The following is a 14,075-nucleotide window of genomic DNA, read 5'->3' as shown; positions in this document are numbered from 1 at the left end:
CGCGGATGGCTGCAGGCATTGCGATCGCATCGTTGTGGACAATAGAGAACGAATTGAATTTTATTATCTGAGAGTCGGCACAATTTCGCATCTCTTAGGCAGCCGGACACCGGCGATTGGCACTCGATGTTGAAAACAAACGTGCCGATTTGCAGGATTACTTTCGAATTCGCTTCGTTCATAACGAGAGCGAATTCGCGAGGCGACGTTGCAGGTTATCCCGATAGACGATCTTTCAGTCTGGGACGCGGCGGTGTGGGCGCATGCAAGCGGCACAATCTTCGCAGCTGCGGGCTGGGGTACCTACAAGGCACGATGTGGCGCGGACATCGCCCGCCTAGGCGTTTCCGACGAGAATGGCGATCTACTTGGCTTAGCGCAGATGCAGGTCCGCGCTCGCGGCCCGGCGCGGCAGATATACGTCCAGGGCGGACCGCTCCTGACCGACAAGGGTGAGCGTCATGGCGAGGCCGTCATGCGCGCGCTTCTCACATACCTTGCGCTCGGGCCGCTCGATCTCATGATCGTCGATCCCGCACGAGCGGAGAGCCCTGGCGCGGTGCTCGGTCTCCTGGCAGCCGGCTTCGCGCCTGTCACCGCGGCTGGTCGCCATACCCTCGAGGTTGATCTCACCCACGGTCTCGAGAAGGTGCAGGCTGAGATGGAACAACGATGGCGCAAGGCTTTGCGAAAGGCCCAGCGCAACACAGAGCTCAGCTTGCACTTCCTCGATACGGTGAACGAGCGGCTCGCCGCCTTCGACGCTTTTGCGGAGATGTATAAGGCTCTGAAGCTACGGAAGGGCTTCTCGAACAACTTCGACGCTTCCGCTTATCGCGACCTCGCAGCAAACGATCCGCATCTCGTTATGCTGGAAGTCCGAGATGGTGGCGAGCGGTGCTTGGTTCGCATCGCGCATGTGAGCCGCAATCGCTTCACGGATTTTTTCACCGCCTCGACCGAGCGAGCCAAAGTGAACGCTGCCGCCTACTTGGCAGTATGGGGCTTCATCTGCCGTGGGGCAGAGGAGGGCTGCCGAGTATTTGATTTTGGCGGGATCGATCCGGCGAACAATCGCGGTGTTTATGATTTCAAGCGCGGACTGACCCGCAACGTCGTTCCAAGCAGCTCACTCTGGCTCTACAGCCGCACCCGCACCGTCAGGGCGGTAGCCGGGACTTTGCTGTCAAGATGAGCAAGCCCTGAGTTCCTCGATTACAGCCAGCACTGCACCTCAACAATTCTTCTTAAATGGCCACGGACAGCAAGGCATTAACATCGTGACGTTCGCAATCTTGATGGCAGCAGCTGCTTCATCGCTGAAAGGGCTGTCATCGCGTGCGTCGGGAGAAGCGATCTATGTGCGTCGAGTCAGCAAGACGATCCGATGGGACTGGTCGATGTGCTAAAGGTTCACGGTGCATCGAGCCCAGCAATCGAACCCAAATTAAGGCCACCTCTGACTCGTCGTATTGCGTGATGATCGGATATTCAACGGGAACGCACCAAACTGCCGACTTCGACTGAAAGTGGGGGTTCGGAAGGTCTAGTTTAAGGCAGCGAGTCGAGCCTCAGCTGACACCGGATCCATCATAGATCTTAACTTCTTATTGGGTGCGAAATCAGTCCACCATGCCCAATCTTCCCGGAAGATCACCGGTATAGGCAGATGCGGCGGTGTCTCATGAAACTTCCGCCTGATGATCCGGCACACGGCGATGTCCAGGATCCTTAGTCCCACCGACTTGTGCAGGACGAACCGGGTGCCCTTGTTTGCCGCCTCCAAAGACAGACTTGTGGCGACGCAGGCCAACGACAGCACCACGAACAAGAGGAGCGTCGCGGGCCAGTGCATGACCCGCGCGACGCCGCCTGAGCAATAGAATTCGAGGCGGTTGGGTTGGACATGACGGCCCAACAGGATCCCAACTGACTCCATCGGGTCGGTGCGGCGGCGAGTCCCTCGTGGCACGCCACCGGCATGCTCTCGGGACAGGCATGGCCAGTGCACGCGTCAGGTTGTCGACTGCGACTCGGCCAGATGCTGTTCGATCAGGTCATCGAAGCGCGCATCGCCCTTGAAGCCCAGATCGAGCGCGCGGCGTGTGTCGAAAGCCTCCGGCCAAGTCTCGACGATCGCCTGGATTGCCGGGTTCGGCTCGCGCCGGATCAGCGCCACCGCCGCGTCGCCGCCCACCCGGCGCAGGGCCTCGATTTCGTCGGCCACCGTGGCCGAGAGGCCGGGCATCGTCAGGCTTCGGCGCAAGCCCAGGGGACTGAGGTCGATGCGGGCGGCGTGCAGGAGGTACTCGGTGGCCGAGCGCGGGCTCGCGAACCAGTGGCGTACGGTGTCGGGGACCGGAAGGATGGCCTCCTGGCCGGCCAGCGGCTCCCGGATGATGCCCGAGAAGAACCCGGAGGCCGCCTTGTTCGGCTTGCCCGGCCGGACGCAGATGGTGGGCAAGCGAAGCCCGATGCCGTCGAAGAAGCCACGCCGCGTGTAGTCGGCGAGGAGAAGCTCGCCCATGGCCTTCTGCGTGCCGTAGGAGGTGGCCGGCGTGAGGATCATATCGTCAGGAATGACGCCCGGCAGCGGCGGCCCGAACACGGCCAACGACGAGGTGAAGATCACCCGTGGGCGATAGCCCTCGGCGACATGGGCATGCCGGATTGCATCGAACAGGAGGCGCGTGGCGTCGAGGTTGACCCGGTAGCCCTTTTCCAAATCGGCCTCGGCCTCGCCCGAGACGATTGCCGCGAGGTGGAAGATCACGTCCGGCCGGCCGATCAGCGCGGCTTCCGCCGCGCCCGGACTCGAGAGGTCGGCGGCCGCCGTGACGACCGAGCCAGAAAAGCCCGCCGGCGCCGTCGGCTCCACCACGTCGACGAGCGTGAGGGCGCGGGCATCGCCCTGCGCGGCGAGAGCATCGGCAAGACGCCGGCCGATCATGCCGGCGGCGCCGAGGATTAGGGCATGCATGGATTGTCTCCCTCCAGGACGGGATTCAGAGCATCAGGTCGAGGGCGCGGGCGAAGAAGTCGCGACCGCCGAAATTGCCCGATTTGAGAGCGAGCAGCATGGGATCGCCCTGTCCCAGGGTCCGCAGCACCGGCACCCCGGCGGCGATCTCCGGCCCGAGTTGGAAAGCCCTCAGCCCGAGCCGGTCCACGACGGCCCCCGAGGTCTCGCCACCCGCCACCACGAGACGGCGCACACCGCGCGCATTGAGGCCCTCGGCGATGCGGGCCAGCGCATCTTCGAGGGCATGGCCGACCCGGTCGCCGCCGTAGCGGGCCTGGAGCGTCCGCACGGTCTCGGGCTCGGCGCTGCTGGCAATGAGGATGGGGCCCGTCCCCACGCGCTCGCCGGCCCAGGCCAGGGCGGCCTCGATCTCGGCATCGCCCGCGAGCACCCGCTCGGGGTCGAGGCGACGCACAGGCATCACGGCTTCGGCCGCCGCGATCTGGCCGAGGGTCGCCTGGGAACAACTGCCGGCCAGGCAGGCCGCAAGCCCCCCGACCGGGGCGCCGACATCGGCGGCGCTGTCCGGCGCACAGGCGCGCCCGGCCGCGACCAGGGCGCGGGCGAGACCGAGGCCGAGGCCCGAGGCGCCCACCGAGACCCGATGGGCGAGGGCTGCCCTGCCGAGGGTTTCGAGGTCGGCCTCCGTCACGGCATCGGCGATGGCGGCGCCCACGCCTTCGGCGGCGAGCGCGTCGAGGCGCTTGGCCACCGCCTCGTGGCCCCGGACCACAGTAGCGAAATCCACCAGCCCCACGGGCGAAGCGCTCTGGCGCGCCAGCACCCGCACGAGGTTGGCGTCCCGCATCGGATTGAGGGGATGGTCCTTGAGCGGGCTCTCGTTCAGCGGGACCGCGCCGACGAAGAGGTTGCCTTGGTAGACCGTGCGCCCCGTCTCCGGGAAGGCGGGGGTGACGAGGGCGATGGCTTCACCGGCCTCGCCGCGCAGGGCGTCCATGACGGGACCGATATTGCCCGCGTCGGTGGAGTCGAACGTCGAGCAGATCTTGAACAGGACGTGGGCGGCGCCGCGTCCGCGCAACCAAGCCTCCGCCGCGCGGGAGCGCGACACGGCCTCTCCGACCGGGATGGAGCGGGTCTTGAGGGCGACGACGACGGCGTCGATACCGGCCAGATCCAGATCGTCGGCGGGGATGCCGATGGTCTGCACCGTGCGCAGACCGCCCTTGGTGAGCGTGTTGGCGAGGTCCGAGGCGCCGGTATAGTCGTCGGCCACCGATCCGAGGGCGAGGCTCATCGGCCGACCTCCCCGATCTGAGCGGCGCGATAGGGCTCGAACCAGCCGAGGCCTGCCTCCGTGCCGGCGGCCGGGTTGTACTCGCAGCCGACGAAGCCCGCGTAGCCGAGGCGGTCGAGTTCGGCGAACAGGAAAGCGTCGTTCATTTCGCCCGTGCCGGGTTCGTTCCTTGCCGGAACGCTGGCCGTCTGGACGTGACCGATCATCGGCATCAGGTCGCGAAGGCGGGTAGTCACGTCCCCGTGCAGAATCTGGCAGTGATAGAGGTCGAACTGCAGTTTCAGGTTCGGCAGCGCCAGCTCCGTGATCAGGCGGGCGGCGGCGCCGAAGTCGTTGAGGAAATAGCCTGGCATGTTGCGGGCGTTGATCGGCTCCAGCACCAGATCGAGGCCTTCGCGCCCGACGCGCTCGGCCGTCCAGGCCACGGCCCGGCGATAGGCCCGCCTCGCCTCGGGATCGTCCGCCGCGGCCATGCCGGCCATGAGGTGGAGCCGGGCGACACCGGTCGCCTCGGCGTAGGTCAGCCCGGTCTCGACGCCCGCCTGCAATTCGGGGAAGCGGTCCGGCAGGGCGGCAAGACCGCGCTCGCCCGACGCCCAGTCGCCCGGCGGCAGGTTGAACAGCGCCTGGGTCAGCCCGTACCGCGCCAGGCGCTCGGCGATGGCCTCGGGCGGATGGTCGTAGGGAAACAGGAATTCGACCGCGGTGAAGCCCGCGGCGGCGGCGGCGGCGAAGCGGTCGAGGAACGGCCGTTCCGTGAACATGAGCGTGAGGTTGGCGGCGAAGCGCGGCATGGGCGCGGTCTCCCTTCAGTCCTTCGGCGACGGCAGGACGGCGCCGGCCACCTGCGCGTAGAGGCGGGCCACAGAGGCGTCGTCGTCCCGGCCCATGCCGGAGCCCGAGGCCATCAGGAACATCTGCAGCGCGGCGGCGGCCACCGGCACGGGGTATTTCTCGGCCCGCGCCATGTCCTGCACGATGCCGAGATCCTTGACGAAGATGTCGACGGCGCTCTTGGGGCTGTAATCGCCCTCCAGCACGTGCGGCATCCGGTTCTCGAACATCCAGGAATTGCCGGCCGACGCCGTGATCACCTCATAGACCTTGTGCAGATCGAGGCCTTGCTTGGCGGCAAAGCTCATCGCCTCGCTGGCCGCGGCGATGTGAACCCCGGCAAGCAGTTGATTGATCATCTTGAAGGCGGCGCCCTGCCCAGCCGCATCGCCGAGTTCATAGAGCTTGCCCGCCATGGCCTCGAGCGCCGGCCGGGCCGCGTCGAAGGCGGCTTTGGTGCCGGAGGCCAGGAAGGTCAGTTCGCCCTCCGCCGCTCGGGCGGCCCCACCGCTCATCGGCGCATCGAGGTAGTGGCGCCCCGTCTCTTCGAGTCGAGCCGCGAGGCGCCGGGCGATGGCCGGGTCCATGGTCGCGGAGGACACGAACACGGCGCCCGGCGGCATCGCGGCGGCGGCTCCCTCGGGGCCAAACAGGACGGCCTCCGTCTGTGCCGCGTTCACGACGACGCAGACCACGACGTCGACACCGTTCGCGGCCTGGGCCGGGGTCGCGACCCCGCGCCCGCCCGCAGCTTCAAAGCGGGCCACCGCCTCCGGATCGACGTCGCAGGCGGTGACCGAGAATCCCGCCCGCAGGAGCGAGCCGGCCATGCCGGCACCCATCGACCCGAGGCCGATCACCGCAACGCGACCTGTCTGAGGGGTGATACTCATCGTGTAGGATCCATTCTCTGAGATCGAAGCAGCGAGATTGGCGGTCTCGCCGCCGCGGACGGGGTATCCCTTGCAGCCGCGGGGGCCAGGCAGGGCGACGGTCGAAAGACGCGCTAGCGGTTCACGAGCCGCTTCGGCGTCAGGAACACGCAGACGGCGCCGACCACCAGCATCCCGGCCAGGGCGTACATGCCGGCTGCCGTGCTGCCCGTGGAGTCTCGCAGCGTCCCAATCACGTAGGGGCTGGCGAAGCCCGCGAGGTTGCCGACCGAGTTGATCAGCGCGATGCCAGCCGCCGCGCCGGTACCGGTGAGGAAGGCGGTCGGGAGCGACCAGAACAGCGGCGCGCAGGTCAGCACGCCGCCCGCCGCGACCGAGAGGGCTGCCACCGCGACGACGGTGCTGCCGGTGCTCGCCGCGACGATGAAGCCGACCGAGCCGAAGAGCGCCGGCACGATCAGATGCCAGCGGCGCTCACGCATCCGGTCGGCGCTGCGGCCGAGCAGGATCATCACGAGGACGGCAAACAGGAACGGGATCGCGCTGACGAGACCGATGTTGAAATTGCCTTGGATCCCGGAGGCTTTGACGATCGTCGGCATCCAGAACGTCAGGCCGTACTGTCCGGTGACGAACGCGAAGTAGATCAGGCTCATGAACCAGATCCGTCCGTTGCGGAACACGCTGGTGATCGAGTGCGGGCTCTCGACCTTGCTCGCGCGCTCGGCCGCGATGTCGCGCTCGATCACCGCCTTCTCGGCCGGAGAGAGCCACGCCGCGTCGGCCGGGCGGTTGTCGAGGTAGAGGAACACGGCCACGCCCACGAGCACGGCGGGAATGGCCTCGATCAGGAACATCCACTGCCAGCCGGAGAGGCCGTAGGTCCCGTTGAAGGCATCCATGATCCAGCCCGAGAGCGGGTTGCCGAAGATGCCGGAGACAGGAATCGCGGACATGAACACTGCGATCACCCGCGCGCGGCGATGGGAGGGAAACCACGCCGTCACGTAGAGGATCACGCCCGGATAGAAGCCTGCCTCGGCCAACCCCAGCAGGAAGCGCATGATGTAGAACGAGGTCGCCGAGTTCACGAACATGAACGCCCCAGAAATGATCCCCCAGGTGATCATGATCCGGGCGATCCAGACCCGAGCACCGACCCGGTCCAGGATCACGTTCGAGGGCACCTCGAACAGGAAGTAGCCCACGAAGAACAGGCCTGCGCCGAAGCCGTAGACCGTGTCGCTGAACTGCAGCTCCTGCGACATCTGAAGCTTGGCGAAACCGACGTTCACCCGGTCCAGGTAGGCGATCACGTAGCAAAGCATCAGGAACGGCACGAGGCGCCAGAACACCTTCGTGTAGGTCTGCTCGACGAATTCGTTCGGCGGCGCGGCGGCCCCCGAGAGTGCGGCGGCTGGCGTGGTCATGGGCGTTCTCCCGGCTGCCCGTCCAGGCGGGCGGCCTATCGGCACCACTCGAAGTGGCAGTGCTCGAATCGATACGTATGATGTTTTGGCAGCGCTGCCAATTTATATTTGGCAGCGCTGCCAAAATCGGTTGTGATAGGCAGGCCCGGTTGTTATGCAGAACCTCAGCCGGAGGGAGCAGGCATGACCCTTCACCAGGTGCCGGGCCGCCTCGTGACGATCGCCGATGTCGCCCGCGAAGCGCAGGTCGGCGAGAGCACGGTCTCCCGCGTTCTGCGCGGCCAGGGTTCCTACTCGAAGCGGGCAGGCGAGCGTGTGCTGGAGGCGGCCGCCCGGCTCGGCTACGTTCCGAACCGGCTCGCCGGCTCTCTCGCGGGCAACGCCGATTCGGTCGGCTCGCAACTCGTCGGGGTCGTGATCCCGTCGCTCACCAACATCGTTTTTCCCGATCTGCTCCGCGGGCTTACCGGTGATCTGGATACCACCGGCTTCCAGAGCGTCATCGGGGTGAGCGACTACGATCCCGCCCGCGAGGAGACGCTGGTCGAAAGCCTCCTGTCCTGGCGCCCGTCCGCCCTCGTGCTGACCGGGCTGGAGCACACGGCGCTGACGGTGACCCGTCTGCGAGCCGCCGGCATCCGGATCGTCGAGATGATCGACACGGATGGGCCGGGTCTCGATATCGTCGTAGGTTTCTCGAACCGCGCCGTGGGGCATGCCAGCGCCCGTCATCTGATCGAGCGCGGCTACCGGCGCATCGGCTATGTCGGGCACGACTTGAGCCAAGATTTGCGAGCCGCGAAGCGGTTCGCCGGTTTCGAGGCGGCACTCCGCGAAGCAGGGCTCAGCCTGCACAGCCAGGAACTCGTGTTCGATCGTTCGTCAGCCGCCGTCGGCCGCGCGGCTCTGGAGGCGCTGATGGCGCGGGCGCCGGACACGGACGCGGTCTATTTCTCGAACGACGACATGGCGCTCGGCGGCTATTTCGGCTGCCTCGGACGCGGTTGGGCCGTGCCCGGGCGCGTCGCCCTGTTCGGCTGCCACGCCCTCGACATCACGGCCGCGATGCCGCAGCCGCTCTCCACGATGCGGACGCCACGCCTGGAGATCGGCCGTGCGGCGGCCCGGAGCCTCGCCGACGGCGCGCCCGCGGGGACGATCGATCTCGGCTTCGAACTCTGTCAGGGGGCAACCGCATGAGGACTTCGGAATGAGCAGCTCGGACGGCAAGCTGCGCGAGGAGATCTGCCGCTACGGCCGCTCGCTCTTCGAGCGGGGTCTGACGCCGGGCTCGTCGGGCAACATCTCGGTCCGTCTCGACGACGGCGGCTGGCTGGTCACGCCGACGAACGCCTCGCTCGGCTTCCTCGATCCGGCCCGGATCGCCCGGCTCGATGCGGCGGGCCACCTCCTATCCGGCGACAAGCCGACGAAGGAGATTCCGCTTCACGCCGCCCTCTACGAGAGCCGGACCGAAGCACGGGCAATCGTGCATCTGCACTCGACCCATGCGGTGGCGGTGTCGATGCTGCCGGAAATCGATCCACGGGCGGTGCTGCCCCCGTTGACGCCCTACTACGTGATGCGGACCGGCGGCACGGCCCTGGTCCCGTATTTCCGACCGGGCGACCCGGCCGTCGCGGACGCGATCCGTGGGCTCGCCGGGCGCTACAGTGCGGTGCTGCTGGCCAATCACGGTCCGGTGGTAGCGGGCGACAGCCTGGAAGGCGCGGTCTTCGCAACGGAAGAACTGGAGGAGACAGCCCGGCTCTACCTGCTTCTGCGCAATCTCAATCCCCGCGCGCTCTCACCGGCCCAGGTCGACGACCTCGTGGCACATTTCGGCCTGACGCTGCCGGATCACCGCGGTGATTGCGGATGATCCGGCGCGGTCCGCGCGGGAGGAACGCGCGCAGGGCGCTCCCGAATGGCCGGCAGACGGTCTGCGCGTCGTGGCGCTGCCGTGGGGACCAAAGCCGAAGACGTCATCCATTCGAGCGAGTTTCGGCTGACATCCTCGCCGTGGGCTCAAGATAAAACCAAATACAACAAGATAAACAACGGGAGGAATATCATGCGCACGAATATGGCCGTTGCCGGCGTGCTCGGCTACGCACTGTGCCTCACACCTGCACAGGCACGCATCACGAGAATCGACATTGCCTCAGTCGAGCCATTCGCGGACGGCGCCGAGTTCGGAACCGCCGGGAGCTACGAGCGTGTGATCGGCACGGCCCGCGGCGAGCTCGATCCGTCCGATCCTGCGAATGCCGGCATTGTCGACATCGCGCTGGCGCCCCGCAACGCCCGCGGCATGGTCGAATACAAGACCGACCTGTTCATCCTTCGCCCGAAGGATCCCGCGCGTGGGAACGGCACGCTGCTGTTCGAAGTGCTGAATCGCGGCCGCAAGTTCCTGTTCAACTGGGTTCTCGATGCGCCCGCCCAGGCGGTTCAAGCCGTCAACGACCCAAAATCCGCGGCCGATGCCGGGACCGGTCTCGTCCTGCGTCGCGGCTACACCCTGGTCTGGTCGGGTTGGGAGGCGGACGCGCTGCGCCAGCAGGGCGGCATGGCGATCGATGTGCCGGTGGCGACCCGCTTCGGCCAGCCCATCGTCGAGACCGTGCGGGACCAGCTCGTGAGCGCCACACGCGGTCCGCCGGAAGCGCCGTTTTTCCTCACCTTCAAGACGGCGAGCCCGGACAAGGACAATGCCCGCCTCACGGTTCGGCGCCGGGAATCCGATCCGCCGCGACCGGTGCCCGCCGAGGCATGGCACTACGCCACGCCGCGCCAGATCGAGTTGCTGCCCAAGGGCACCAAGCCGCTGCCCGGCTCACTCTACGAGTTCACCTATCAAGCCACCGAGCCGAAGGTGCTCGGCATCGGTTTTGCCGCCACGCGGGACGTGGTGGCGCATCTGCGGACTGAGGCCTCTGGCGATGCCAACCCGGCCGGAGGCAGCATCAAGCAGACCCTCGCGCTCGGCATCTCGCAGAGTGGGCGCTACCTGCGTGATTTCATCCAGCAGGGCTTCAATCGCGACGAGGCTGGGCGGCGCGTGTTCGACGGCGTCCTGTCGCACATCGCCGGCGTGGGCGGGGTGTTCCTCAACGCCCGCTTCGGCCAGCCGTCGCGCACCAACACGCAGCACGAGGATCACCTCTACCCGGAGAACGCGTTTCCGTTCTCGGCCGCGGCCCAGCACGATCCGGTCACGGGGCGGACGGGCACGATTCTGCGCGGCGACGGCTTCGATCCCCTCCTGATCGAGATGAACACCGGCACCGAGTACTGGCAGAAGGGCGCTTCCCTCCTGACCACGGATCCGATCGGACGCCGCGACGTCGCGCTGCCGGACACGGCGCGGGCCTATCTCGTGTCGAGCGGCTTCCATTACGGGCGCGCCGGCATGACCTCGACCAAGGGCCCCTGCGCGAACGAGCGCAGCACGCTGAACCCCGCACCCGCGATCCGGGCGCTGCTCGTCGCACTCGAAGAGTGGGTGAAGGAGGGCAAGGCCCCGCCGGAAAGCCGCGTGCCACGCATCTCGGACGGGACCCTGGTCGAGGCGGCCGAGATCGGCTTTCCGTTCATGGTCGGCGTGCCCGTGCCGACGGCACCGAACGCCATCGCCCGGTTCGGCACCTACGTCGATCCGCGCCCCGAGGCTGGGCCGCAGTACCGGCCGCTGGTCCCGCGGGTCGATGCGGATGGCAACGACGTGGCGGGCATCCGCCTGCCCGCCATCGCCGCCCCCCGCGCGACCTATACGGGCTGGAATCTCTACGCCGATCCGTTCCCGGCCGGCGCTCTGTGCGACCGGGAGGGCAGCCAGATCCCGTTCTCGCCCAAGCAGGCCGACCGGATCGCGAAGGGTGATCCCAGGCCCTCGATCGAGGAGCGCTATCCGGATGCGAACGCCTACGTCGCCGCCGTCACGAAATCGGTCGATGCACTCGTCGCCGATCGCCTGCTCCTGCGCGAGGACGGCGACCACATGATTGAGGCCGCCCGGCCGCGAACCCCGTAACGGTTTTCTGCAGCCGAGCAGGCATTCACCAATTGCCTGTTCGGCTATGCGTCCGAAGCGACGCGAGGCTTGGACGCGCGAAGCGCGGCTACGGTCTCCTTGCCGAAATACAACGCCCCTCCCAAAGTCTGGATCGGGTTGTGAGCTGCTTAGGCAGTCTAGTAAATTTCACTGAGAATACCAAAACCATTAGGAGCGCGAAATGTGCGATTTTTACTTCATTTGTTGAATGCTTTCCTAAAAAATATCTCGTTGTAGAGCTATTTACCGAAGTTTAAGAGATAAAATTTTCGATATGTATTGATTTGCCGAGCGTCAGGTCGGCAACCGCCCTGCGAAACCTGCGGTTCTCGCGCTGTAGATCCTTCATCCGTCGGACCTGACTGGTCTTCAGACCGCCAATCTCCTAACGCCAGCGTTTCGTAGGTAACCTCCAGCACAGCCAGCGTACGGATTACCTAGGTCACGCTCTGGGCCTGCGCGATCAACACGTCCGCCTGCTGCAGCTTGGCGACGACATTCTCCGGCTAGTGCCACTACGTTCCCGACTGTCTCACCTTGTCTTGGCCCGCAGGCCATGCCGCAGGGCGGACCACTCACAGGGGGCGAATTAACTGCAATCCGACCAAACGGAGAGGCTTCCACTGAAGTGGAAATGCTTGCGATGCTGCGGATATTAGGGGCGATCGCGTGCGGGTGGCGACAGGCGATATGGCTTCGGCGCGCTACCATGCGCAGCTGCTGATCACCGAGGATTCGGCAGCGTTGCGGCGTGGAAATCAGTCCACCGATACGAACAAAAGTCGATGCTCGGATGTTACGTATGAAAACTTAGATCGTAACGCTCCATTTCCAATCAGCTGAACGGAACAGCCTCAGCGCAGGCCGTAAACCGTATTGAGATGCGGCATGTCGCAAGGCCAAGGCGCCGGTGCCCCAACGTTGAATCGGAAAATGCAGTCTCGGCTGGCAAATCTCACACACTAATTGCCTTTCAACCAAATGCATCATTTGATCGTTATGTAGCCTCTCGCCTGCCGCACGATGATCTGTAAGTTGAAAACGCAGAGCATCTACGCTTTTGGCACTCACTCGTTGGCCTCGTTGGGCAATCTGAGAGGGCGTCAATTAGCTATTTTGCCAAGTCCGACATACGGGGAGGGGTAGTCATGCCGCAGTTTACCTACAACTTCAGCGATCCCGCCGGCAGTAGCTTCACGGTTACGACAGAAGACAATACGACCGTATTCACGTCCCCGAGCGGGCAACAGGCTGAGGGATTTGCAATCACGGGGATCAGTGGCACATTCAACGGCCAAGAGATTACTGGCCTGTCAGGCCCGGCCGGTTTCAGTCAAAGTGACACCGATGCAAATGGCGGCGGAGCGTCCGGACCTTTCAATAACATCATTTTCATCAACGACACGCAGGCCGAATTCGGCACAAGCTCGCGCGGTGTCGATTCGAATGGTATCGGGTTCCGAACCGCAACGACTGACTATGGTGTCTTCACCGACGGAACCGAGTTTCGCTATCAGGCAAACGGGAACCCGACACCTGCAACCCTCTCTTCCACGAACGCCCCCTGTTTTGTCACGGGCACGATGATCCGTACGACTCGGGGTGAAGTGGCAGTGGAGGATCTGCGTGTGGGGGATCTGGCCGTTACCGCTTCAGGGTCGGTGCGTCCGATCACTTGGATCGGTCACCGCGAGGTTGCCTCCACAAGCGGTTCAATCTGCTTCAGTCATCAGCCGGTGCGTGTGCGCGCCAACGCGTTCGGTCGCGGCCTTCCTGTGCGGGATCTTCGCTTGTCGCCGGGCCATCCCGTTCTCGTCGGTGCAGATGCGGACAACGAAGGGGGCTACCTCGTCCCCGTGATGTGCCTCATCAACGGTACGACGATCGCGCGCGAACCGGTTTCTTCGGTGACCTATTGGCATGTCGAACTCGAATGCCATGATATCCTGCTAGCCGAAGGCCTTGCTGCAGAAAGCTACCTGGATGGAGGCGAACGCGCTTTCTTCGAGGAAGCCTCCGACCATGCCCTCCACAATCCGGACTTCGTTGTTCCGGGCTGGGATGCTCGGTGCCGCCCAGTTGCGGTGGATGGGCCCGTGGTCGAGGCCGAGCGGGCTCGTCTTGCTGGGGTCTTCGCCGGAAGCCTCACCGCCGATTGCGCATGGGAAGACGCCGCGCGCTTTCCTTGGCTCGCTGCCTGAGACAGCACGCGCCGGAGGCCGGGTCGTGAGACCCGGCTTCCCTCCTTGAACACCGTTCCAAACCGTCGAGCGGCAGACGAGCGGCAACTCAGGACAAAGCTGAAACGTGTGCCGTTCGTGCGGGGTGCAGAAACGGGCAGCACGAAAATCTACAAAGGTGTGATCATGCGCAAGAGCGACAAGCTTCACACCGTTCCATTCAAAGCCCTCGATACCGTGGCTTCAGGGCAGACCCGAGCCAACGAGTTGAACGAGATGTTAGGAGAATTTGCCGGGTTCGGCCGCGCCTGACTGTCGAGACTGTTCTTCCGCGATCCATTGCCAAACCTGAATGTCGCTCACAAGCTTGGCTGGGCAGACGAAGCTGAAGAGAGAGTCAT

At 65.3% G+C, this 14,075-nt stretch carries 11 protein-coding genes and 1 pseudogene; 6 read left to right on the top strand and 6 right to left on the bottom strand.

The window, feature by feature from the left end; all coding sequences use genetic code 11:
- Window positions 1-208 precede the first annotated feature (208 nt).
- Window positions 209-1,195 carry a lipid II:glycine glycyltransferase FemX gene (locus tag MFF26_RS12740; RefSeq protein WP_137828868.1) on the top strand — a complete coding sequence of 329 codons (987 nt, stop codon included), beginning with the start codon at window positions 209-211 and terminating at the stop codon, window positions 1,193-1,195.
- 819 nt (window positions 1,196-2,014) lie between these two features.
- On the opposite strand, the gene denD is transcribed toward MFF26_RS12740, so the two are convergent.
- The 5 genes from denD to MFF26_RS12715 all read right to left on the bottom strand — a co-directional run bounded on the left by denD (window position 2,015) and on the right by MFF26_RS12715 (window position 7,437).
- Entirely contained in the window at window positions 2,015-2,980 is a 966-nt protein-coding gene (denD, locus tag MFF26_RS12735) for a D-erythronate dehydrogenase (protein ID WP_137828867.1), read from the bottom strand.
- A gap of 25 nt (window positions 2,981-3,005) precedes the next feature.
- Window positions 3,006-4,280, bottom strand: a complete 1,275-nt coding sequence (gene otnK / locus MFF26_RS12730) for a 3-oxo-tetronate kinase (protein WP_137828866.1) — start codon at window positions 4,278-4,280, stop codon at window positions 3,006-3,008.
- Window positions 4,277-5,074 (bottom strand): 2-oxo-tetronate isomerase, encoded by a 798-nt coding sequence (otnI, locus tag MFF26_RS12725; protein WP_137828865.1) that lies wholly within the window; start codon window positions 5,072-5,074, stop codon window positions 4,277-4,279. The genes otnK and otnI overlap by 4 nt, the downstream gene beginning before the upstream one ends.
- 15 nt (window positions 5,075-5,089) lie before the next feature.
- Window positions 5,090-6,007, bottom strand: coding sequence for an L-threonate dehydrogenase (gene ltnD / locus MFF26_RS12720; protein ID WP_137828864.1), 918 nt, complete (start codon window positions 6,005-6,007; stop codon window positions 5,090-5,092).
- A gap of 113 nt (window positions 6,008-6,120) precedes the next feature.
- Window positions 6,121-7,437 (bottom strand): MFS transporter, encoded by a 1,317-nt coding sequence (locus MFF26_RS12715; RefSeq protein ID WP_137828863.1) that lies wholly within the window; start codon window positions 7,435-7,437, stop codon window positions 6,121-6,123.
- A gap of 183 nt (window positions 7,438-7,620) precedes the next feature.
- Here MFF26_RS12715 and MFF26_RS12710 point away from each other — a divergent pair, with 183 nt between their 5' ends.
- From MFF26_RS12710 to MFF26_RS12700, 3 genes are all read left to right on the top strand, one after another.
- On the top strand, window positions 7,621-8,637 hold the full coding sequence (locus MFF26_RS12710) for a LacI family DNA-binding transcriptional regulator (RefSeq protein ID WP_137828862.1): 1,017 nt from the start codon (window positions 7,621-7,623) through the stop codon (window positions 8,635-8,637).
- Between the two features lie 10 nt (window positions 8,638-8,647).
- Window positions 8,648-9,319, top strand: a complete 672-nt coding sequence (otnC, locus tag MFF26_RS12705) for a 3-oxo-tetronate 4-phosphate decarboxylase (protein ID WP_137828861.1) — start codon at window positions 8,648-8,650, stop codon at window positions 9,317-9,319.
- A 192-nt stretch (window positions 9,320-9,511) separates the two neighbouring features.
- Window positions 9,512-11,473 carry an alpha/beta hydrolase domain-containing protein gene (locus MFF26_RS12700; protein WP_238308079.1) on the top strand — a complete coding sequence of 654 codons (1,962 nt, stop codon included), beginning with the start codon at window positions 9,512-9,514 and terminating at the stop codon, window positions 11,471-11,473.
- 298 nt (window positions 11,474-11,771) lie between these two features.
- Here the strand turns inward: MFF26_RS12700 and MFF26_RS12695 are convergent.
- Window positions 11,772-11,979: pseudogene (locus MFF26_RS12695) on the bottom strand (transposase); the annotation flags it as partial.
- Between the two features lie 663 nt (window positions 11,980-12,642).
- Here MFF26_RS12695 and MFF26_RS12690 point away from each other — a divergent pair.
- Together MFF26_RS12690 and MFF26_RS12685 are read left to right on the top strand one after the other, a co-directional pair.
- Window positions 12,643-13,695: a Hint domain-containing protein gene (locus MFF26_RS12690; protein WP_137828859.1), complete on the top strand. Its 1,053-nt coding sequence runs from the start codon at window positions 12,643-12,645 to the stop codon at window positions 13,693-13,695.
- A 45-nt stretch (window positions 13,696-13,740) separates the two neighbouring features.
- A complete protein-coding gene (locus tag MFF26_RS12685) occupies window positions 13,741-13,986 on the top strand; it encodes a hypothetical protein (protein ID WP_137828858.1) in 246 nt (81 codons plus the stop codon).
- Window positions 13,987-14,075 lie beyond the last annotated feature (89 nt).

This window comes from Methylorubrum suomiense, assembly GCF_022179765.1.
Taxonomy (GTDB): Bacteria; Pseudomonadota; Alphaproteobacteria; order Rhizobiales; family Beijerinckiaceae; genus Methylobacterium; species Methylobacterium suomiense.
This window is presented reverse-complemented; position numbering and strand designations above follow the sequence as displayed.